The organism is Pseudoalteromonas sp. PA2MD11, assembly GCF_017808125.1.
GTDB lineage: Bacteria > Pseudomonadota > Gammaproteobacteria > Enterobacterales > Alteromonadaceae > Pseudoalteromonas > Pseudoalteromonas simplex.
Window position 1 is genome coordinate 39,069 of the sequence record NZ_JADKNF010000021.1, and the last position, 21,179, is coordinate 60,247.

Here is a 21,179-nt window from a genome sequence, read left to right on the forward strand (position 1 = left end):
ATAATAAGTCAATAAAAATACAATCTATGACAAAAAATAACCAACAAAGCGCTAAAATTTGATTGATGTCATAATTTTATGCAATTGACCTATCTTTTTAAGGTCAAAAATTTTATCATTTCCATCGCAAAAATAAGGGTTTCTCGAGTTTGTTTTCTGAAGCTAGCACCGCTAAGTTGGCTTTAGGTAACACGCTTGTGAAGTAATAGTAGGCCCCACTTTGAATAAAAGTGGGTAATTCATTTCTAAAACGCATTTATTGCAGCGGAAGCCAGAAAATGAGCCAAACAGTAGCATCACAAACTGAGTACAATTATAAAGTTGTACGCCAATTCGCTATTATGACAGTGATTTGGGGCATCGTTGGCATGAGTGTTGGGGTTCTGATTGCTGCCCAATTAGCTTGGCCAGCACTTAACTTTGATACACCATGGTTAACTTACTCTCGACTACGTCCGTTACACACGAACGCAGTAATTTTCGCATTTGGTACAAGTGCACTTTTTGCGACGTCTTATTACGTCGTACAACGTACATGTCAAACGCGCCTTTTCTCAGATAAATTAGCAGCCTTCACCTTCTGGGGTTGGCAACTTGTTATCGTACTAGCAGCGATTACCTTACCATTAGGTATCACAAGCTCAAAAGAATACGCAGAACTTGAATGGCCAATTGATATTCTTATCGCCGTTGTTTGGGTAACTTACGCAGTTGTATTCTTTGGTACGTTAATCAAGCGTAAAGTATCGCACATCTATGTTGCGAACTGGTTCTACGCTGGTTTCATCATTACTGTTGCCGTTTTACACATTGTAAACAGCATGGCAATTCCAGTTTCACTTACTAAATCATACTCTATCTACGCAGGTGCTGTAGATGCAATGGTTCAGTGGTGGTACGGTCACAACGCTGTTGGTTTCTTATTAACTGCTGGTTTCTTAGGTATGATGTACTATTTCGTACCAAAACAAGCAGGCCGCCCTGTTTATTCTTACCGTTTATCGGTTGTTCACTTCTGGGCTCTTGTTTCTTTATACATCTGGGCAGGTCCTCACCACCTACATTACACTGCGCTTCCAGACTGGACGCAAAGCTTAGGTATGGTTATGTCAGTTATCCTATTCGTTCCATCTTGGGGTGGTATGATCAACGGTATCATGACGTTATCAGGTGCATGGCATAAACTACGTACTGACCCAGTACTTCGTTTCTTAGTTGTTTCTCTATCTTTCTACGGTATGTCTACGTTCGAAGGCCCAATGATGGCGATTAAGTCAGTTAACGCGCTTTCTCACTACACTGACTGGACTGTAGGTCACGTACACTCAGGTGCACTAGGTTGGGTTGCAATGATTTCTATCGGTGCTATCTATCATCTAATCCCTGCACTATTCTCACAAGGCCGTATGTACAGTGTTAAACTAGTTAACACGCACTTCTGGTTACACACTGTGGGTGTTGTTCTATACATCGTAGCAATGTGGATCTCTGGTGTAATGCAAGGTCTAATGTGGCGTGCAGTAAACTCAGACGGTACGTTAATGTACAGCTTTGTACAGTCATTAGAAGCTTCGTATCCGTTCTATATCATGCGTTTCCTAGGCGGTGTATTCATCGTAACAGGTATGCTAATTATGGCTTACAACGTTTATCGTACTATTGCAGCGAAGAAAGATTCGCTTCAACTAGACGCTGACGCACAATTGGCATAATGGAGTAGCACGATGAGCAATAATAATTCACAAAACAAACACGAAATAGTCGAAAAGAACGTTGGCCTAATGGCTATCTTGACTGTCTTTGCAATCAGCTTTGGTGCATTAGTTGAGATTACTCCACTAATGTTCCAAGACGATACGACTAAACCTGTTGATGGCTTACGCCCTCTTACAGCGTTAGAAATGGAAGGCCGTGATATCTACGTGCGTGAAGGTTGTTATAACTGTCACTCACAAATGATTCGTCCTTTCCGTGACGAGGTTGAGCGTTACGGTCACTACTCTGTAGCTGGTGAGTCAGTATGGGATCACCCATTCCAATGGGGTTCTAAGCGTACTGGTCCTGACTTAGCGCGTGTTGGTGAGCGTTACTCAGACGATTGGCACCATGCTCACTTAATGGATCCACGTGCTGTGGTTCCTGAGTCAAACATGCCAGCGTTTCCTTGGTTAGACGAAAACAGAGTCGATACGACCCATACACTTAAAAAGCTTCAAATATTCCGTGATAGCTTCGGAATTGATAAAGCGAGCGACCGTTACGACGGTAAAGGTTACGGAAGTGACGAAGAGCTACAAGCTGACATTGCGAAAATCGAAGCCATGAACGGTGGTCAAGGTGCAACTGAAATGCAAGCTCTAATCGCTTACTTACAACAGCTTGGCACACACTTGAAGTAATTATTATGGATTACGGAACATACAGAGGCATTTTGACTCTGGTAATTTTAGTACTGTTTATTGTGATTGTTGTATGGGCATACAGCAAGCGTAGCAAACGCCGTTTTGACGATGCTGCTAATGCCATATTTGAAGATGAAAAAAAACACAACAACACAATCTCTAATGAGGAAAAGGAGTCTGAGAAATGACTAGCTTTTGGAGTATATGGGTTATTGTATTAACCCTAGCGTGTCTTGCTATCATCTTCGGCCTACTTCTGTGGAACTTAAAAAACTACGCAGGTGTGAAAGAAGGCGAAAGCTGTGGTCACGAATTTGACGGCATTGAAGAACTTAACAACCCACTACCAAAATGGTGGACTTATATGTTCTTCGCGACATTTATTTGGTCTGTATACTACCTTGCTGCTTACCCAGGTTTAGGTAACTGGGAAGGTTTAGGTAAATGGACAAGTTCTAACCAAGGTATTACCTCTTTAGCTGAGTCTAAAGAAGCGACTGAACAAGCATTAGCTAACGGTGAGAACGTTCAATTAGACCAAGAATTTATCGCTGCTGATGAGCGTTTTGGCCCAATCTTTGAGTCATTCGCAAAACAAGATATTGAAACACTAGTTAAAGACGAAAAAGCGCTTGAGATTGGTCAACGTTTATTCTCTCAAAACTGTGCTCAATGTCATGGTTCAGATGCACGTGGTGGTCAAGGCTTCCCTAACCTAACAGATAACGATTGGTTATACGGCGGTTCACCAGACAAGATCAAAGAAACACTTCTTTACGGTCGTGTTGCTGCGATGCCACCTTGGGGTGATGCGCTTGGCGAGCAAGGCATTAAAGAAATGACTGCTCACGTACTTAGCCTTTCTGGCCGTACTGTTAACCAAAAAGACGCTGCTGCAGGTGCTGCTAAGTTTGCAATGTGTGCTGCGTGTCATGGTGCTGACGGTAAAGGTTCAGTTGCACACAACTTACCATTTGGTGCACCTAACCTAACAGATAACATCTGGTTATACGGTGGTTCTAAACGTGCTGTTGAAGAAACACTAATCAATGGCCGCGCCGGTGTAATGCCAGCATGGAAAGACATTTTAGGTGAAGATAAAGTTCACTTATTAACAGCGTACGTTTACAGCTTATCGCAAGATAAATAACCACGCGGTTAATAAAATGTATAAACAATTAATCTTTTAATTCAATAGATTAATTAAGATCAAAAAAGCCTCCATCTGGAGGCTTTTTTTTAGTCTTTTGCTTTTAAATCCGATAAAATGCGTACAACGTTTTTAAAGGTATAAGTACTATGAAACCCACTCCTTGGTATAAAAACTTTTGGCCATGGTTTTTAATCTCTTTTCCTCTTGCAGCCATCATCGGCTGTGCTGGTCTTATTTATATGGCAATTGGCAACGGCCCAGATATGGTCGTTGACGATTACTATAAAAAAGGCAAAGCAATTAACCTTGAGCTTAGCAAATTTAATAAAGCAAAAGCACTTTACTTACATGGCGATTTAAATGTTGCAGACGACAAAGTAACATTCACTTTCACCAAGGGTGATGCAAGCAATGTTCACTCTTTAAAAATGTCTTTTTATCATCGCACCATTAAAGCCAATGATTTTAATGTAAGCCTAATGAAAAACGCCCATGGCGATTTTACTGCCCTACTCGACACCCATGTTGACGGTGCATACACAGTGTTTATTGAACCAATCGATAACAGTTGGAAACTTAAAGAAGATGTAATTCTACCAACTGATAAAACGATTTCGATTAGCCCTGAATATAAGTAGTAAACTCTAATGTCCGATAATTGCTTTCATTGTCTTGAAAGTGTGCCAAAAGGCTTTAATGCGACTGTCGAAATAGACGGTAAGGCACAACCTATGTGTTGTATTGGTTGCCAAACGGTTGCTGAGAATATCGTCGCCCAAGGCATGACCGATTATTATAAATTTAGAACTGTTCGCTCTGGTAAAGTTGAACAGCTTGTTCCAGAGCAACTCGAGTTGATTAAAAGTTACGATAACGAAGATATTCAAGACGAGTTTATTTCAGCCACTAATGATTTATCTGAAGTACTATTAACGGTTGAAGGCATCACCTGTGCTGCCTGTGCTTGGTTAATCGAAAAACAACTACTTAATTTAAAAGCAATCAAACGTGTTGATGTAAATACTTCGACCAACCGTGCCATGATCCAATGGGATAAATCGGTTACACCGCTTAGCCAAATTATCACCTCATTACATGAAATCGGCTATAAAGCCTACCCGTTTCAGGCAGACCTTGAAGCGAACCAAAAACAACAAGCCGCAAAAGCTTATATCCGCCGTTTAGGGGTTGCCGGTCTGATGACCATGCAAGTAATGATGTTTGCTTTCGCTATGTATTTTGGCATGTTCTCTGGCATGGAAGAGAACTTCGAGCAGTATTTTCGATGGATAAGCTTAGTACTTGCATCTCCTGTAATTCTTTACAGTGCCCTGCCATTCTTAACCAATGCTATTAATGGTTTAAAAGCCAAACAGCTGAATATGGATTTACCTGTCTCATTAGCGATTTTTGGTGCTTATGGGGCAAGCTGTTATGCCACATTAATGTCGGTTGGCGAAGTTTATTTCGAATCTATCTGTATGTTTACCTTTTTATTATTATTAGGTAAATATTTAGAATTTAGAGCCCGTTTAAAGGCCAGCGAATTTACCGCTAACTTGCAAAAGTTACTGCCGCTCACAGCTCGTATTATTGATGATAATAATCAAGAATCGATTATTGCAGCTAAAAAGCTCAAACTGGGTGATGTTGTATTAATCAAAGCGGGCGAGACTATTCCTGCTGATGGTATTGTTACAAAAGGTCAAACAACCGTTGATGAAGCCATGATGACGGGTGAACACCAGCCAGTTAACAAGTTTATCAGTCATCAAGTTTACGCAGGTACTATTAATCACGATGGCGTGATCAGTATTGAGATCAACAAAATCGGTCAAAATACCCTGCTTAATCAAATTATTAAGTTGCAACACACCGCGTTAACCAAACGCCCGCGCCTAGTTGAGATCACAGATAAAGTAGCACAGTGGTTTGTTGCCTGCTTATTAGTGTTTGCCTCAATAACAGCGATTGGTTGGTATCAAATAGATCCTGAACATGCCTTTTGGGTGACTATTTCTGTACTTGTGGCAACCTGCCCTTGTGCGCTTAGTTTAGCGATTCCAACTGCCCTAACTTGTGCAGTTGCAAGCTTAACAAAGCGTGGGATTTTAATTAAGCAAGCCCACGTATTAGAAACGCTACCACAATTAACTGATATCGCCTTTGATAAAACAGGTACCTTAACGCAAGGTCGCTTTACCATTGAACGCGTTGAGCTAGTAAACAGCCAGTACAGTGAAGCTGATGCATTACGCTTATCTGCCCAACTTGAAAGCTTCTCTGAGCACCCTATAGCTAATGCATTTGCTGGTTTCAACGACTCAATAAACCCTATTGAGAATGTGACTATCGAACCGGGTAAAGGCATTACCGCTTTACTCAATGATCAACACCTTGCGATAGGTAAAAGCGGTTGGTTTGATACCGAAAAAGCTGATGTTCAAGCAACCTTGTATATCGATAAACAAGTCATTGCGCGCTTTTACTTAGCAGACAGCTTACGTGATAACGCAGAAAAACTGGTTACTACACTTCATTCACAACAGCTCAAATGCCATATGTTAACGGGCGATGCCTCTAACAGTGGTGAGCGAATTGCAAAACAGCTAAATTTAGATACCGTGCATGCAGCATGTAGCCCTCGCGATAAACAAGCCCATGTTGAAACATTGGCAGCTAAAGGTGCCATTGTTGCTATGGTTGGTGATGGCGTGAATGACAGCCCTGTATTTGCCAGTGCCCATTTATCTATCGCAATGGAAACCGGCGCTGATATTTCCAAAAATAGTGCTGATGTGGTATTACTCAATAGTGATCTAACGGCTATAGAACATTTGCTTACTGTCTCGAAAAAGACACGCCGTATTGTTAAGCAAAACTTGGCATTATCACTTATTTACAATGGTTCGATCTTACCTCTGGCAGCCCTTGGGCTCGTTGCTCCTTGGATGGCCGTCATTGGTATGTCTGCAAGCTCCATTTTGGTTATTACCAACTCATTAAGGTTATTAAAACTATGAGTATCATCTACATGCTTATTCCCATTGCCATTTTATTTGTGCTAATTGCAATTGGGGTATTCTTTTGGGCTGTAAAAAGCGAGCAGTTTTCTGATTTAAATAAACAGGGTCACAGTATCCTGTTCGAAGACGATAAAGAGCAGCATAACAAAAGTAATGATTGATCCACTGTTTATTAGTGCATTTATAATGGGCTTGTTAGGCAGTGGTCACTGCCTAGCTATGTGTGGCGGCATTGCCAGTAGTTTACAACTTGCTGCCAACAAAAATCGAGCAGCAAGCTTTTCGGTTGCATACAACCTAGGCCGAGCACTCAGTTATATGCTGGCTGGTGCACTCGTAGCTGGAATTAGTAGTCGCTTCGCGGCGCAAAATACCAGTATATCGGTAGCTTTGTCTTTTTTGAGTGGTATTTTTATGCTACTAGTTGGGGTTTACATAATGCGCTTAGCGGCAACCCTACAGTGGCTAGAAAAACTAGGCAAGGCGCTCATATGGCAGCATTTAGCTAAACTCAATCGTTTTTTATTACCGGTCGATACAACCCCTAAAGCCTTGCTTTATGGCGCTTTGTGGGGTTGGTTACCCTGTGGCCTAGTTTATTCTGCGTTAACCTGGGCACTCACAAGCCCATCAGCTCTTCACGGTACAGGCGTAATGTTATTTTTTGCTTTGGGAACTTTTCCAGCAATGATCAGTGTTGGTCTTGTTAGTCAAAAAATAAATACTCTTTTTAACCATGTTTGGATAAGGGTTATTCTAGGCAGCGTAATAATATGGTACGGTATATACTTATTAATTATAGCAACCGATAAGTTAGTTCACTAACCTAAAGTTGTTAACCTATTTGAATGGATTTGATGTATGGACTTCTCACAAAACAAGTCAAAAGGCTTATGCACAATTAGCTGTAATAATTGCAGTATCAGCCAGCTATGTTTGCCATTTTCATTAAACGGTCAAGAAATGGATCGTCTCGATGAAATCATCGAACGTAAGAAACCACTGCATAAAGGTGATTATTTATTTGAGTCTGGCGAAAGCTTAAATGCCATTTATGCGGTACGCTCTGGTTCATTTAAATCGTATACCTTGTCTGAGCAAGGTGATGAGCAAATTACTGGCTTTCACTTGGCTGGTGATTTAGTCGGTTTCGATGCAATCAACAAAATGGCTCATCAAAGCTTTTCGCAAGCCCTTGAAACTTCAATGGTATGTGAAATTCCATTCGATACTCTAGACGAATTAGCAGGTAAATTACCTAAGCTACGCCAACAAATTATGCGTTTAATGAGTAATGAGATTAACTACGACCAAGAAATGTTATTGTTACTCAATAAAAAGTCAGCTGAAGAGCGTCTAGCAAGTTTTATTTATAATCTTGCAGAGCGTTTTGGTGAACGTGGTTTCTCACGTAAAGAATTCCGTTTAACCATGACACGTGGTGAAATCGGTAATTATTTAGGCCTTACTGTTGAAACAATTAGCCGCCTTTTAAGCCGCTTCCAAAAAGCGGGCTTTATTAAAGTTGAAGGCAAATTTATCACCATTTTGGACCAGCAAGCGCTTGCAGCAACAGCAGCGATTAAATGTAAATAGAGTTTGATTTAACGCAACTTTATATTGTTTGCCCCTTTAACTGTTCTAAATTTAGGTTACACTCAAAGTACTACTTTTTGCGGAACAGTTAAGGAGCAGCACATGGACGCAATTAAACGAATTTTAGCAGTTATAGACCCAACCAAAGAGCAGCAACATAGTTTAAGCCGCTCAATTGATCTAGCCAAAAAATCTGGCGCGACCATCACCGCTTTCCTCAGTATCTACGACTTCTCTTATGAAATGACCACAATGCTTTCTGCTGATGAGCGTGAAGCAATGCGCGAAGCCGTAATAAAAGACCGCCAAGAATGGTTAAATGAACAAATTGCCCTTTACCCAGAGCTTACCATTGATAGCTGTGTGGTTTGGCATAACCGCCCTTACGAAGCCATTATCAATACCGTGATCAACGATGGTTTTGACCTAGTTGTAAAAAGCACCCATCAGCACGATACACTTAAATCGGTTATTTTCACCCCAACTGACTGGCACCTCATTCGTAAGTGCCCTGCTCCAGTTTTACTTGTTAAAGAGAAAGAGTGGCCAGCAAAAGGCAATATTTTAGCTGCTGTAAACGCAGTGAGTGAGAATGAACAACACCTTGAACTTAACAAGCGTATTATCAAAGACGCTCGCTTCATTTGTGACTTGGCCAACGCCACCCTTAACTTAGTAAATGCCTACCCAGCAACGCCGGTTAATATCGCGATTGAAATTCCTGAGTTTAACCCTGGTGTTTACAACGAATCAGTTAAAAAACATCACTTTGAATCAACGCTTTCATTAGCTGAAGGCTTTGATATTGACCAAGCTCATTGCCACATTGAAGAAGGCTTACCTGAAGATGTTATTCCTGATGTGGCTGCACGCCTCAACAGCGAATTAGTAGTGATTGGTACAGTTGGGCGTACTGGCTTAAGTGCAGCGCTTGTCGGTAACACAGCAGAGCATGTTATTGATAGCCTTGACTGCGATGTATTAGCACTAAAACCAGATGGCTATGTAAGCCCACTTGCTAAGTAACCATTTAAATATGCATTAAAAAAGCCCCAGTTTGGGGCTTTTTTCTTTTTATATATTTGTTACATCAATAAATAATGATTCATCAATGTTTGTTGATGAGACCACCGCCTCGCTAAAGTCATAGCTTTCACGATTGCCTTCTCTATCAAGTGGTAAATTTTCAAAATCAAATAAATTTCTGTCTGCAAGCTGGCTTGGGCTAACATTTTGTAAAGACTTAAAGATACTCTCAACACGACCTGGAGTTTTCTTATCCCACTCTGTGAGCATGGCTTTGATTGATTGACGCTGCAGGTTTTCTTGTGAGCCACATAAATTACAAGGAATAATTGGGAAGTCTTTGTGCTCAGCGTATTTAATTAAATCTTTTTCACGGCAATATGACAACGGACGGATTACCACGTTACGTTCATCATCAGAGCGCAATTTTGGTGGCATGGCTTTTAGTCGTGAACCATGGAACATATTTAAGAACATTGTCTCAACGATATCATCCATGTGATGACCAAGTGCTAGTTTGGTTGCACCAATTTTTTCTGCAAATGAATAAAGTGTGCCGCGGCGAAGTCGTGAACACAGACCACAGGTAGTTTTTCCCTCTGGTACTTTTTCTTTTACTACTGAGTAAGTATCTTTATCGACGATGTAATATGGAATATTTAGCGTTTCAAAGTAATCAGGCAAAATGTGCTCAGGAAAACCAGGCTGCTTCTGATCAAGGTTTACCGCAATTACTTCAAATTTAATTGGTGCTGCTTTTTGTAAATTGAGCAAAATATCTAGCATTGCAAAAGAATCTTTACCACCACTGATACATGCCATAACAACATCACCGTCTTCAATCATGTTGTAATCAGTAATCGCATTACCAACATGCCTTCTTAGACGCTTTTGAAGTTTATTAAATTCAAGAGTTTCTTTTCTAGTATCAGTTTGATTCATTTGCTCTGCTCATACAGGCTTTAGTAAGCCATGTTTCATAGTAAAAAGTTCGGCGTGGATTATACGGACTTTTTGAGCGAGTTGAAATGATTAGCGTGGGATAATTAAAGCGCTTCACTAAAGAAGATACCACGTAAAGCACAGCGCTTTGGGAATAGACTCAAAGGTCTATGAATTTATAGGCTGAAAGCTCTAATTTTCTGACTTCTGCAAACTAACTTCTTATTTACTTTACTGTGCATTTATAACGGGAAGCTGTACAAGCAAGATCAAGCCAGTCATCTCTACCCCAGCAATACTTATCATTTCTAAGTGGTTTTAGATGCCAAACTACTGGCTTGCCCTTATTATCTAAGCGAGTCTCATTTTCAAGCTGCACACGGACTAAATTTTTCTCTGCTGAGAGAATATTATAAACGAAGGTTTTTCTCGCTTCAGACTCAGAAATATAGCCCTGTTCGTCATATGAGATTTCTAATGTGTTGTTTTTGAAAGCTACGGTATGAAAATTAGCTTCACAAACTGGGCTATTTGTAGACTGCCATGAGCCTTGCAACTTAGTTTGCATTTCTTGGTTGATAAGTGAATGACTACTACACGCTGAACATAGCAGTAAAATAACAAAAATAGACGCTAAAGGTTTCATTAAGATGCTTTTAAGTCCCTGAAAAATTGACATTTAGCATATCGAGAATCGTAAAAATGTCCAGCGATACGCTTAATAAAAACAAAGGGCACAATAGCCATGTGCCCTTTGTTAACTTTAAGCGCTTTTAGTTTTAGCTTTTTTATTCTTTGCCAATCGTTTGGCACGTTTTATAGCCGATTTTTTCGACGCATTTTTCTGCGCAATTTTTAACACTTTAGCCTCTTTTAATTGCTTTTTTGCTGCTTTAAAGCGCTTTTTAGCATTTTCAGCTAGGTTCTCAGCTTCGCTGGCACACTCTACAGCTGCTTGTGCTTTTAGTGCTGCATCTTTTGCAAGTTCAGTGGTTCTTGCCACTTCTTTTTTACTCTTTTCAAGAATTTTTTCGAGCTTAGCAAGACGTTTCTCAAATACTGACTGTGAATTTTGCATAGTACTCTCCTTCACTGGCGTATAGACATGCGGGTAGGTTCGGTAACAATAAGCGAGTCGACACAATTTACTACATCGTGATCTTTCTCCGGGTAATCTAAACAACTTAAGAAGTGGCGCATACAGTTGATTCTCCCGCGCTTTTTATCGTCAGATCGAATTTGTGTCCAAGGTGCATCCTTAGTATGGGTATGAAACATCATGGCATCTTTGGCATCACTATAATCATGCCATTTAGCCAGTGATGCCATATCAACTGGGCTTAGCTTCCATTGTTTGAGTGGGTCGTTTTGGCGCGATTTAAAACGTCTAAATTGCTCTTCTCTACTGACCGAAAACCAATATTTAAATAGCTTAATACCGCTATTCACCAACATACGCTCAAGTTGAGGTGTTTGACGCATAAACTCCAAATATTCGTGATCATCGCAAAACCCCATTACCTTCTCAACACCGGCTCGGTTATACCAAGAACGATCGAAAAGTATGATTTCACCCTTAGTAGGTAAGTGGTTAATGTAACGCTGGAAGTACCACTGATCTCGCTCTCTAGTAGTTGGCTTTTCTAAGGCTACCACGTGTGCCCCGCGAGGATTTAAATGCTCCATAAAACGCTTTATAGTGCCACCTTTACCTGCCGCATCTCGACCTTCAAATAAAATCACAATTTGTTGTTCGGTCTCTTTAGCCCAACCTTGCATTTTTAAAAGCTCGATTTGCAATTCGTGTTTATGGCGCTCGTATTCAATCACGTCCATTTTTCGTTTATACGGGTATTTACCGTCAGCATTCCACTTTAAGCTTGGGTTTTTAACATCTAGATCAAAAACCACATCCTGTTTAGCATTGTGTTCGGATAAATTCTGCTGTTTTACTGATACAGGTTCGACATTGACTGTCTGCATAACGACTCCTATTAAACTATAACTACCTATATTGAGAACTTTATAGTTTTACTTTAAGCCAGTTATAGCTAAGTAACTTGATCTAAATCTATATTTTCATTCCTTAAAAATTCATTTAAAAATAGAAAGTTAGCACTTAATAATTAAGTAAAGATCAGGCTAGTAATATACAATCAAGTCTTTTTTCTATAATAAAAAACAATCAGAGAACACTAATACATTCCGACTATTTCTATGTTTCAAAACACACTGAACCTTAAATACACAGCAATACAAATAGTTAGGAAAAATATGAATCAAGGGAATAATTTAGAGCAAAGAAACAGTCATAGTAATTGTACTAACTACGATGAATTTACAATTTTGCTCATACGTCTAAATACTGAGATAAACTTTTGAAAAAAGAGACAAAATAACTATCTGTTTAACAACAAAAAAGGACCTATATAAGGTCCCTTTTGTCTATATTTAAACGTATTTTTGCCAATATATAGTCCGTTATTTAACAATCCAAGGTGTGGCGCTGATAAGCTCAGCATGACTGTTTAACACTGTGTTATCGTCTTGCCAGTCATCTGTTACTTTTATTGAGCAACGCTGCTCTTTACAGCTAACTCCATTTGCCGAGATAGCGTCTTGGCCGTTAAATTTAAGTACAACACCTTGTTGTTCAGGCAGCAAAAACCACATTAATTTGCTCACAAAAAAGCCTGATAAATCAGATAACAGCTCGTCAAACTCTTCATTTAACGTATATAAGTTTGCTTTACTAAGTTCAAAATCTGCCAAATCAGTCGCTTCAATCTGTAACTTTAATTGGCATTCATGTTTTGGGTTTTCTGGTTGCACAACAATAACAGCTTTATCTGTATCTAATTGCTTATCAAAAGGTAAAAGTAACTGAGCTTTATCTGTATAAGTTAAGTCAAACTCTTGTTTTTCTGTAATTATTTTACCTGATTTAATAGTGCATACTTCGTTACTAGCAATATCAGACAAATAAAAGTTAACTTGAGCGTATTGAAACTCACCTTTATTCACGACTTTTAAACGATCATAAAAGCCATCATAAGCAATAACAAATTCAGTTGCTGCGGCTTTAGAGGAAACCGCGCTTAGCGCAACCGCGATAGTTGCGACTTTTAACCATGGAAGGAGTTTATTCATCAAAGTAAGCTCTATTTTGATTTATCATAGTGTTTAATTCATCAATATATGCTTCACGGCGCTCAGAGTATGATAACAAACCTTGTGTTAACTTGGTTGCTTCTATAGGTTTTTGCTGGCGACGTAAATCGGCACGAATTAATCGTAAATCTTTATACGCAGCATGGGTATTAATATTTTTAAAATATGAGCTTACAGCAGCACGTACCGATTTAAATGCTGTCACTTCATGGGCCGCTTCGTTAGCACGGCGACGAGGAACCATGCCACAACCCTTTTTGTAACACCATTGACCGAAAAAGTTTAAACCAATCCGTGCAAAGCGTGACGTGCCCCATGCTGATTCATTTGCTGCTTGCATTAGCGCAAGCTCTTTAGGAATGATATCAACTCGACGTAGTGCTTGGGTAAGCGATAAAGTGTCAATAGTGTTAGGCAACTTGTAGCTGATAAGAATTTTTTTAATATCTGACTTTTGCTTGCTCGTAAGCGGCTCATTGTACTCAAGCATCATGCGCGCAATTTCTAGTTTAGCTCGCTGCTGTAAAATTTTTTTATTTTCGGCCTCAACATGTGGGCGAATAAAATCAAAAAAAGCATGTTTCTTTTCTTTTACATCAGTAAATGATGCAAAGTCAGGCAGTTTTACATTATGTAATGGTTTTTCTTTTTTGATTACGCGCTGGGTTCCGGTAGGCGTGCTCTGAGTTTGTTCAGATTCTTCAACTGTCACTTCTTTTTCGATAAATGGCGAAAATAACGCCCATGCAAAAAAAGCGGTTAATAAAGCTCGAAAAACGTACTTAAGCATGTATTCTCTCAAATAAACTACTACTCATGTGCGGTTAACTCACGCACACACAAAGGCGAAGTATACCAAAGCAGATGATTTTTAGCGAATTCAGCACTATAAAACCACCCATAAAAGGGACAAACTATTGACGTAACAGTGTAGTTTGCTCGCAATTTTAAAGCACTTGCGTATACTGAAAAGTAAGCAAACAAGGAATAGGAAGGTTATTTTTATGTGCCAATCTTGGCAAGCTCGCATTATTAATCAACAAAAATATCGTCCAAACGATAACCGCTCAGCTTGGCAGGTTGACCGCTCTCGAATCATACACGCCGCAGCATTTAGGCGTTTGCAGGCCAAAACTCAGATTATGGGTATTGGCTTAAATGATTTTTATAGAACTCGTCTTACTCATTCTTTAGAAGTTGCCCAAATTGGCAGTGGTTTATTACGCCATTTGAAAAAGCAGCACCCTGAATTTACGAATTTTCCTAGCGGTAGTTTACTCGAAACCTTATGCCTTGCTCATGATATTGGCCACCCTCCTTTTGGTCATGGTGGTGAAATAGCATTAAATTACATGATGCGCGATCATGGTGGCTTTGAAGGTAACGCGCAAACACTTAGAATTGTCTCTAAGCTTGAGCCCTATTCAAATGGCTATGGCATGAACTTAACCAGGCGCACCTTGTTAGGTTTTATTAAATATCCAGCCTTCATTGATGATTTGTGGCACAGCATTCCACCTTTGAGCGAGCAGCGTAGCTTTATTAAAGCTGACCATTGGCGACCAGCTAAGGGGTTATACACCGACGATAAAGATATTTTCGACTGGATCATGGAGCCACTGTCTAATAACGATAAAGCACTGCTGAGCAGTCATTATAAGGTTGATGAATTTAGAGCCAAAACCCACTATAAATCGATAGACTCAGCAATTATGGAATTAGCTGACGATATTGCGTATGCCGTTCATGATTTAGAAGACGCTATAGCAACAGAGGTTTTAACGTTGGCTGATTGGCAAAATCATGCCCTTGTACAACTACAAGAGCTTGACTCTGCGTGGCTAACCACTCATTTAAGCTCGATAACCGCCAGACTCTTTTCTCATCACGAGTATGAGCGTAAAGACGCCATTGGTGAGTTGGTAAACACCTTTATTATTAACGCTCAGTTAGTTGTACAAAACGCAGATTTCGAATCTGAAATATTACAGTACACGGTGAGTCTTCCAGATGAATTTGCCGAAATTCTTAACGTGCTAAAACATTTTGTTTTTAAACGCTTAATTCGTGAGCCGAAGATGCAGCAAGTGGAGTTTAAAGGACAAAACCTGCTGATTGAATTATTTAGTGCTTTTGCCAGCGACCCAATGCGCTTATTACCTGAAACAACCCAAGAAATGTGGCTAAATGCGCACCAGCAAGGTGATAATGCAATGCGCATAATATGTGACTATTTGTCAGGAATGAGTGATGAATATGCTTATAAAACCTATCAGCGGTTGTTTTTGCCCTCTGCTTAAGTAATTTTTGAACACTATTTGATAGTGTTCTAAAATTAAGCAGGTTATTAATAAATAATCGCACTTCTTTAGATGCATTCTATTTAACATGGATTGAAATAATGCTCAAAAAATACCTGCTCATCAGTGCAGCTGTTGCAAGTTCATTTGCTTGCTATAGCGCAGAAACACTTCCAGATCCGCTTCTCGAAGAGCGCGGCATAATAATTAAAGATGCAACCCACTTTGATTGGGTGCGACTTAATTCTGGCGAATGGCTCAAAGGCGAGCTTGTCTCTTTGTACGACAAAGAAGTTGAGTTTGACAGCGACATTCTTGATACATTAATGATTGATCGCGAAGATATCTATATGATTATTTCAGATCGCCATCATACGGTTCGCTTTAACGATGGCAATGAGCTCAGTGGTACACTTAATATATCGGGCGGTTATGTAAAAGTTGGCGAACAAGAAGCTAAATACCGTTATCGCGATTTAGTCTCAATTGCTCCCTCAGTTGAAAGCGAACTCAGTGCATGGACTGTAAAGTTATCCATGGGTGCAGATTTGGCCCGTGGAAATACTGACCAAACTGAATATTCTATTAAAGCTGACATAAAGCGCCGTACTGCTTCAAGTCGATTTTTATCTGAGATTTTAGGCTATCGCACTACCAGTGATGATCAAATTACTAAAAACAATATTCGTGCTAACGGTACATTTGACTGGTTTTACACACAAAAAATGTATTATCGCCCTATTTTCTTCGAATACTATCGTGACCCGTTCCAAAATATCGCCAATAAATACACTGTCGGCGCCGGTGTTGGTTATTATGTGATAGATACCGACAAAACAGAATGGGATTTTACAGCGGGTCCCGCGTACCAAAAGACTCAATTCGATACAGTAGCTGCAGGGGAAGATAAGAGTAATTCGTCAATGTCTTGGTTTATTTCTACAAATTATGAGTTAGAAATCACTAAGAAAATCGATTTTTCATTAAATTATCGCTACCTAACTGCAAGCAGTGATGCTGGCGGTGACTCACAATATGCTTTGGCTGCGTTTGAATTTGAAATCACAGATGATATCGATTTTGATGTGTCATTAGTTTGGGATTACCTTGCCGACCCGATTGCCGATGAAAACGGTGTAGTACCAGAAAAAGAAGATTACAAAATGATTTTCGCGCTGGGTATCGATTTATAAACATCTCGATTATTCGATACAAAAACGCCGAGCTTAGCTCGGCGTTTTCATTTTAGTTAAGTAATATCCTATAGCGATTTAACACCCATGTTGTATAGGGTAAAACCATAAATATCAGCGTATTGATCGATGATCTTACTTGTTGGTGTTCCTGCACCATGACCTGCATTTGTTTCAATGCGAATAAGATACGGATTTTGTTTTGCACCTTTTTCTTGTAGCTCTGCTGCAAACTTAAATGAATGCGCAGGCACAACACGGTCATCATGATCCCCTGTTGTTACTAAGGTTGCTGGGTAGCTAACACCCTCTTTTACATTATGAACTGGTGAGTAACCTTTTAAGTACTCGAACATTTCTTTACTTTGTTCACTCGTACCGTAGTCATACGCCCAACCAGCACCCGCTGTAAAAGTGTGGTAACGCAGCATATCTAAAACACCTACAGCAGGAAGCGCTACTTTAAATAGCTCAGGGCGCTGTGTCATAACCGCACCAACTAACAAGCCTCCATTTGAGCCACCACGTACCGCTAAGTAATCAGGTGAGCTGTATTGTTTTTCGTTTAAGTACTCAGCCGCAGCAATAAAGTCATCAAAAACATTTTGTTTTTTAAGCTGTGTACCATTTACATGCCATTCCTTACCATATTCGCCACCACCACGAATATTAGCAACAGCATAGATGCCACCGTGCTCAAGCCACGCTGCTACTGTAGGGCTATAGCTTGGTGTTAGACTTACGTTAAAGCCACCATAGCCATATAAAATAGTCGGATTTTTACCGTTAAGCTCAGTGCCTTTTTTATACGAAATAATCATCGGAACTTTAGTGCCATCTTTTGATGTATAGAACACTTGTTCAGAGATATATTCTTCGCTATTAAATTTAGCGCCCGACTTGCGATACACATCAGACTTTCCTGACTCAACATCAAACGAGTAGGTATTGCCTGGTGTAGTGTAATTCGTAAATGAGTAATACAGTGTTTGTGCATCGTGCTTGCCACTAAAGCCATATGCAGTACCTACACCTGGCAGGCTAATGTCACGCACCAATTTACCTGATTTATCGTATTGTTTTACTTGCGAAATCGCATCAACCATATACTTAGCAAAGAAGTAGTCACCGCCTTTCGAAATGCTAAGGACATTGTCAGTTTCTGGGATTAAATCTTGCCAATTTTCAGGTCTTGGATCAGCAGCATCCACTGTTACTACACGCATATTGGGTGCATTTAAGTTAGTCACCAAATACAGTTTCGAGCCGTCATTATCAATAATTGAAGTATCTGAGTCAGTGTTATCTAAAATCGTCACTAGCTTGCTGTCAGGCTTAGTTAAATCTTTGATAAACAGTTTATTACCTGAAGTTGAAGTACTTGCAGCAATAATTAAGTAACGATTATCACGGGTCACATCAGCACCAATATAACGATGTTTCTGTGCCTCTGTGCCACCATAAACTAATTGGTCGTCAGCCTGAGCTGTGCCTAACTTATGGTAGTAAACTTTATGTTGATCTGTTTTTGCAGACAGCTCACTACCCTTAGGCTTATCGTAGCTCGAATAATAGAAACCTTCGTTGCCAAGCCAAGAGATACCGCTGAATTTTACATCGACTAAAGCCTCTTCAATCGGCTGTTTAGTCGCTGTATCAATAATGATAATTTTACGCCAGTCACTGCCGCCTTCAGAGATTTGATAAGCCGCTAGCGTGCCGTCTTCTGTGAATGTTAAGCCCGACATTGAGGTTGTGCCGTCACTACTGAAGGTATTAGGATCTAAGAACACTTCAGCTTCAGAGTCGCCTTTTTTACGATAAACTACATATTGATTTTGCAGACCATCGTTTTTATAAAAATAAGTGTATTCACCCTCTTTAAATGGCGCGGTGACTTTTTCGTAGTTCATCAGCTTTTCAAGGGTAGTTTTAAGCTCATCACGATAAGGAATGTTTTTTAGATAAGAAAAGGTAACGTCATTTTCGGCTTTCACCCACTGGGCTGTCTCGTCACTCATATCGTCTTCTAACCAACGATACGGATCAGCTACTTTCTCACCGAAGTACTCGTCAACAACATTGCCTTTTTTAGTTTCTGGATAATTCACAGCAGCTTTAACCTCTGCAGTTTTCACTGTTTGTTCTGTTTTTGTTGGGGTAGACTCACCGCAGCCCGCCAATGCAACAACAATTGCACATGCTAGTGTTTTCTTGATCATAATAAATTTACTTTTAGTTATTGTTAATAAAATGAAAGTAAAATTAAAGCATTAGAATGTCTAGTAATTTGCGGTTAAACACAGGAAGTGCTGTAAACCAATGTAAAAACAAAAAAGCCACGTAGTAACGTGGCTCTTCAAAGCATGTATTTCCTCAACGATTATACTTTTGTTAACCAGCCATGAGTATCTGCTGATTTACCCCACTGAATATCATTCAATGCTTGGCGTAATTTTGCGACTTTCTCACCTGGTTCACCCGACCCCACTTTAAACTCTTGGTCGTTATGAATAAGTGTGCCAACCGAGGTAAGTACCGCAGCGGTACCTGATAACGCAGCTTCAGTACCTGGTTTAGCGGCTCTTTCTAGTAACTCAGACACAGTAAAGTTACGCTCAGATACTGTCATACCTAAATCTTTAGCAATCGTTAAAATACTATTACGCGTCACACCGTGCAAGAATGTGCTATCAAGTGCTTTTGTGATGATCTCATCACCATCAATTAGAATGAAGTTTGCAGCACCAGTTTCTTGTACATCACCACCAGGGCAGAATAAAATTTGGTCTGCTTGATGCTCTGAGCGAGCTTCTAAGATTGGACCTAATGCACTTGCGTAGTTACCACCACTTTTAACCATACCCATGTGTGGTGCACAGCGCATGCCGTCTTCTTCAAGTAATACACGTAATGCTGTAGCACCGCCTGAGAAATAATCACCTACTGGCGAAAGTAATACATAAAGCAAGGAACTCATTGACGGTGCAGCCGCTTTACCGATTGCCGCTTCTGTACCAATGTGAGTTGGGCGAATATACATTGAACCCGGCGGTGTTGGTGTTTCGTCTGCATACTCTTTTACAATGTCTTTGATCATTTGCTCAAGCATGCCTTCGTCAAAGTCAGGTAAGTTTAGTAACTTAGAGCTTTGTTTCATACGCGCAATGTTAGCATCCATACGAAAGATATAGACCGAGCCATCTTCGTGACGAAAAGCTTTTAATCCTTCAAAACAGGTGCTTGAGTAATGTAATACGTGAGCACCCGCATGTAATTCGATTTTATCAGATGGGACCAGCGCGCTTTCACTCCATGAGTTATCAGCAAAACGTGCTTGGATCATTTGTGGCATAAATACAGTACCAAATGCGGCCATTGTTGTTCTCTCTTGTTTGGACTACTTTTACCCCATTGTATGCTAATCCATCCCCGTTTAACCATAGCAAACTAGTGCCTTTTATCGATTAAAGTGATAATAATCCGACCATTTGGTACAAAAAATGCGCAACCCAAGTTGCGCATTGTTTACTGAGAATCATTCGCTAACAAATGACTATAAATTATCTGTAGTTCATTTTTGCTGTGAGGCGATTAAAAAAGCCCGGGAAAAAACGCTTGATAGTCGGTGCTAAACCACTTATTCCTTCACCAATAACAACTTCATCTTTCTCGGCTTCAATGGCTTTAATCATTTTTGCAGCCGCTTTTGCCACATCCATGCCGTTTTCGATTGATTCCTCTGGCTTATTTTGCGGTTTACCTTGGCCATCTAACGAATTATGCGCAATGGCTGTTTTAATTGAACCCGGGCAAATAGTCAGGCAATTCACATTTTTGTCGGCTAGTTCTGCTCTTAAGCAATCCATAAAGCCCACAACTGCATACTTAGAGCCCGAATAACCAGTTCTGAATTTTGAACCGACTTTACCCGCTACACTGCTAATTGATACCACCATGCCCATACCTTGGTTAACCATCTGGGGTACGACCGCCTTAGTTAAAGCAATTAAACCAAAATAGTTTACTTCCATCAGTTGGCGATAAACCGTAAATTCGTTTTCTAAAAATAGACTACGCTGCGACACCCCACCGTTATTGATAAGCACATCAATGCGGCCAATTCGCTCGATCACTGCTGGCATATCTTCAAGTAAGGCTTCGGGCTTTGCCAAATCAAGAGCGACCACATGATGATTCCCCCCGAGTCTTGTATTAAGAGCGTTGAGTTTTTCCTCATTACGGGCAGACAGTACTAGCGTTGCCCCTTTTGCCGCCAATTGCTCACAAAGTGCCTCACCAATTCCAGAAGATGCCCCAGTAACCCAAACTGTTTTACCATTTAATTGCATGTGTGTTCCTTATTATTG

Annotated in this window: 20 protein-coding genes and 1 pseudogene; 12 read left to right on the forward strand and 9 right to left on the reverse strand. The window is 40.1% G+C overall.

The genetic code is table 11. The annotated features are described in order from the left end of the window. Nucleotides 1-278: 278 nt before the first annotated feature. From ccoN to uspE, 10 genes are all read left to right on the forward strand, one after another. Nucleotides 279-1,712, forward strand: a complete 1,434-nt coding sequence (gene ccoN, locus ISP07_RS18450) for a cytochrome-c oxidase, cbb3-type subunit I (protein ID WP_036967883.1) — start codon at nucleotides 279-281, stop codon at nucleotides 1,710-1,712. A gap of 12 nt (nucleotides 1,713-1,724) precedes the next feature. After that, complete coding sequence (ccoO, locus tag ISP07_RS18455) at nucleotides 1,725-2,399, forward strand: cytochrome-c oxidase, cbb3-type subunit II (RefSeq protein ID WP_054553056.1); 675 nt, start codon at nucleotides 1,725-1,727, stop codon at nucleotides 2,397-2,399. A 5-nt stretch (nucleotides 2,400-2,404) separates the two neighbouring features. Next, nucleotides 2,405-2,590: a cbb3-type cytochrome oxidase subunit 3 gene (locus ISP07_RS18460; protein WP_010373992.1), complete on the forward strand. Its 186-nt coding sequence runs from the start codon at nucleotides 2,405-2,407 to the stop codon at nucleotides 2,588-2,590. Then, a complete protein-coding gene (gene ccoP, locus ISP07_RS18465) occupies nucleotides 2,587-3,552 on the forward strand; it encodes a cytochrome-c oxidase, cbb3-type subunit III (protein WP_054553055.1) in 966 nt (321 codons plus the stop codon). Before ISP07_RS18460 ends, ccoP begins: the two co-directional genes overlap by 4 nt. Before the next feature lie 149 nt (nucleotides 3,553-3,701). Further along, the gene (locus tag ISP07_RS18470; protein WP_209328502.1) at nucleotides 3,702-4,193 is read left to right on the forward strand and encodes a FixH family protein; all 492 of its coding nucleotides are present in this window, start codon (nucleotides 3,702-3,704) and stop codon (nucleotides 4,191-4,193) included. 9 nt (nucleotides 4,194-4,202) lie between these two features. Further along, nucleotides 4,203-6,578, forward strand: a complete 2,376-nt coding sequence (locus ISP07_RS18475; protein WP_209328503.1) for a heavy metal translocating P-type ATPase — start codon at nucleotides 4,203-4,205, stop codon at nucleotides 6,576-6,578. Beyond that, complete coding sequence (ccoS, locus tag ISP07_RS18480; protein ID WP_054553052.1) at nucleotides 6,575-6,742, forward strand: cbb3-type cytochrome oxidase assembly protein CcoS; 168 nt, start codon at nucleotides 6,575-6,577, stop codon at nucleotides 6,740-6,742. The genes ISP07_RS18475 and ccoS overlap by 4 nt, the downstream gene beginning before the upstream one ends. Then, the gene (locus ISP07_RS18485) at nucleotides 6,735-7,406 is read left to right on the forward strand and encodes a sulfite exporter TauE/SafE family protein (RefSeq protein ID WP_209328504.1); all 672 of its coding nucleotides are present in this window, start codon (nucleotides 6,735-6,737) and stop codon (nucleotides 7,404-7,406) included. Before ccoS ends, ISP07_RS18485 begins: the two co-directional genes overlap by 8 nt. Nucleotides 7,407-7,442: 36 nt before the next feature. Continuing rightward, entirely contained in the window at nucleotides 7,443-8,177 is a 735-nt protein-coding gene (locus ISP07_RS18490) for an FNR family transcription factor (RefSeq protein ID WP_054553050.1), read from the forward strand. A gap of 102 nt (nucleotides 8,178-8,279) precedes the next feature. Then, nucleotides 8,280-9,203 (forward strand): universal stress protein UspE, encoded by a 924-nt coding sequence (gene uspE / locus ISP07_RS18495; protein WP_209328505.1) that lies wholly within the window; start codon nucleotides 8,280-8,282, stop codon nucleotides 9,201-9,203. 48 nt (nucleotides 9,204-9,251) lie between these two features. On the opposite strand, the gene ttcA is transcribed toward uspE, so the two are convergent. The 6 genes from ttcA to ISP07_RS18525 form a co-directional block, all read right to left on the reverse strand. Continuing rightward, on the reverse strand, nucleotides 9,252-10,145 hold the full coding sequence (gene ttcA / locus ISP07_RS18500) for a tRNA 2-thiocytidine(32) synthetase TtcA (protein WP_054561325.1): 894 nt from the start codon (nucleotides 10,143-10,145) through the stop codon (nucleotides 9,252-9,254). A 226-nt stretch (nucleotides 10,146-10,371) separates the two neighbouring features. After that, entirely contained in the window at nucleotides 10,372-10,791 is a 420-nt protein-coding gene (locus ISP07_RS18505) for a hypothetical protein (RefSeq protein WP_209328506.1), read from the reverse strand. Nucleotides 10,792-10,908: 117 nt separating this feature from the next. Continuing rightward, the gene (locus ISP07_RS18510) at nucleotides 10,909-11,223 is read right to left on the reverse strand and encodes a hypothetical protein (protein WP_054553044.1); all 315 of its coding nucleotides are present in this window, start codon (nucleotides 11,221-11,223) and stop codon (nucleotides 10,909-10,911) included. Between the two features lie 11 nt (nucleotides 11,224-11,234). Beyond that, nucleotides 11,235-12,128: a polyphosphate kinase 2 gene (gene ppk2, locus ISP07_RS18515; RefSeq protein ID WP_209328507.1), complete on the reverse strand. Its 894-nt coding sequence runs from the start codon at nucleotides 12,126-12,128 to the stop codon at nucleotides 11,235-11,237. A 498-nt stretch (nucleotides 12,129-12,626) separates the two neighbouring features. Further along, nucleotides 12,627-13,295, reverse strand: coding sequence for a DUF2987 domain-containing protein (locus ISP07_RS18520; RefSeq protein WP_209328508.1), 669 nt, complete (start codon nucleotides 13,293-13,295; stop codon nucleotides 12,627-12,629). Beyond that, a complete protein-coding gene (locus ISP07_RS18525) occupies nucleotides 13,288-14,106 on the reverse strand; it encodes a glucosaminidase domain-containing protein (protein WP_209328509.1) in 819 nt (272 codons plus the stop codon). The genes ISP07_RS18520 and ISP07_RS18525 overlap by 8 nt, the downstream gene beginning before the upstream one ends. Nucleotides 14,107-14,320: 214 nt before the next feature. Between ISP07_RS18525 and ISP07_RS18530 the strand changes: the two genes are divergently transcribed. Together ISP07_RS18530 and ISP07_RS18535 are read left to right on the forward strand one after the other, a co-directional pair. Next, nucleotides 14,321-15,616 (forward strand): anti-phage deoxyguanosine triphosphatase, encoded by a 1,296-nt coding sequence (locus ISP07_RS18530; protein ID WP_138602443.1) that lies wholly within the window; start codon nucleotides 14,321-14,323, stop codon nucleotides 15,614-15,616. A 101-nt stretch (nucleotides 15,617-15,717) separates the two neighbouring features. Next, the gene (locus tag ISP07_RS18535) at nucleotides 15,718-16,809 is read left to right on the forward strand and encodes a DUF481 domain-containing protein (RefSeq protein ID WP_199528927.1); all 1,092 of its coding nucleotides are present in this window, start codon (nucleotides 15,718-15,720) and stop codon (nucleotides 16,807-16,809) included. A gap of 68 nt (nucleotides 16,810-16,877) precedes the next feature. Here ISP07_RS18535 and ISP07_RS18540 read toward each other — a convergent pair whose 3' ends face one another. The 3 genes and pseudogenes from ISP07_RS18540 to ISP07_RS18550 all read right to left on the reverse strand — a co-directional run bounded on the left by ISP07_RS18540 (nucleotide 16,878) and on the right by ISP07_RS18550 (nucleotide 21,161). Next, the gene (locus tag ISP07_RS18540) at nucleotides 16,878-19,031 is read right to left on the reverse strand and encodes a prolyl oligopeptidase family serine peptidase (RefSeq protein ID WP_209328510.1); all 2,154 of its coding nucleotides are present in this window, start codon (nucleotides 19,029-19,031) and stop codon (nucleotides 16,878-16,880) included. Between the two features lie 161 nt (nucleotides 19,032-19,192). Continuing rightward, nucleotides 19,193-20,194 (reverse strand): annotated as a pseudogene (locus ISP07_RS18545) (branched-chain amino acid aminotransferase); the annotation flags it as partial. Between the two features lie 178 nt (nucleotides 20,195-20,372). Then, nucleotides 20,373-21,161, reverse strand: a complete 789-nt coding sequence (locus ISP07_RS18550) for an SDR family oxidoreductase (protein WP_209328512.1) — start codon at nucleotides 21,159-21,161, stop codon at nucleotides 20,373-20,375. Nucleotides 21,162-21,179: the final 18 nt, after the last annotated feature.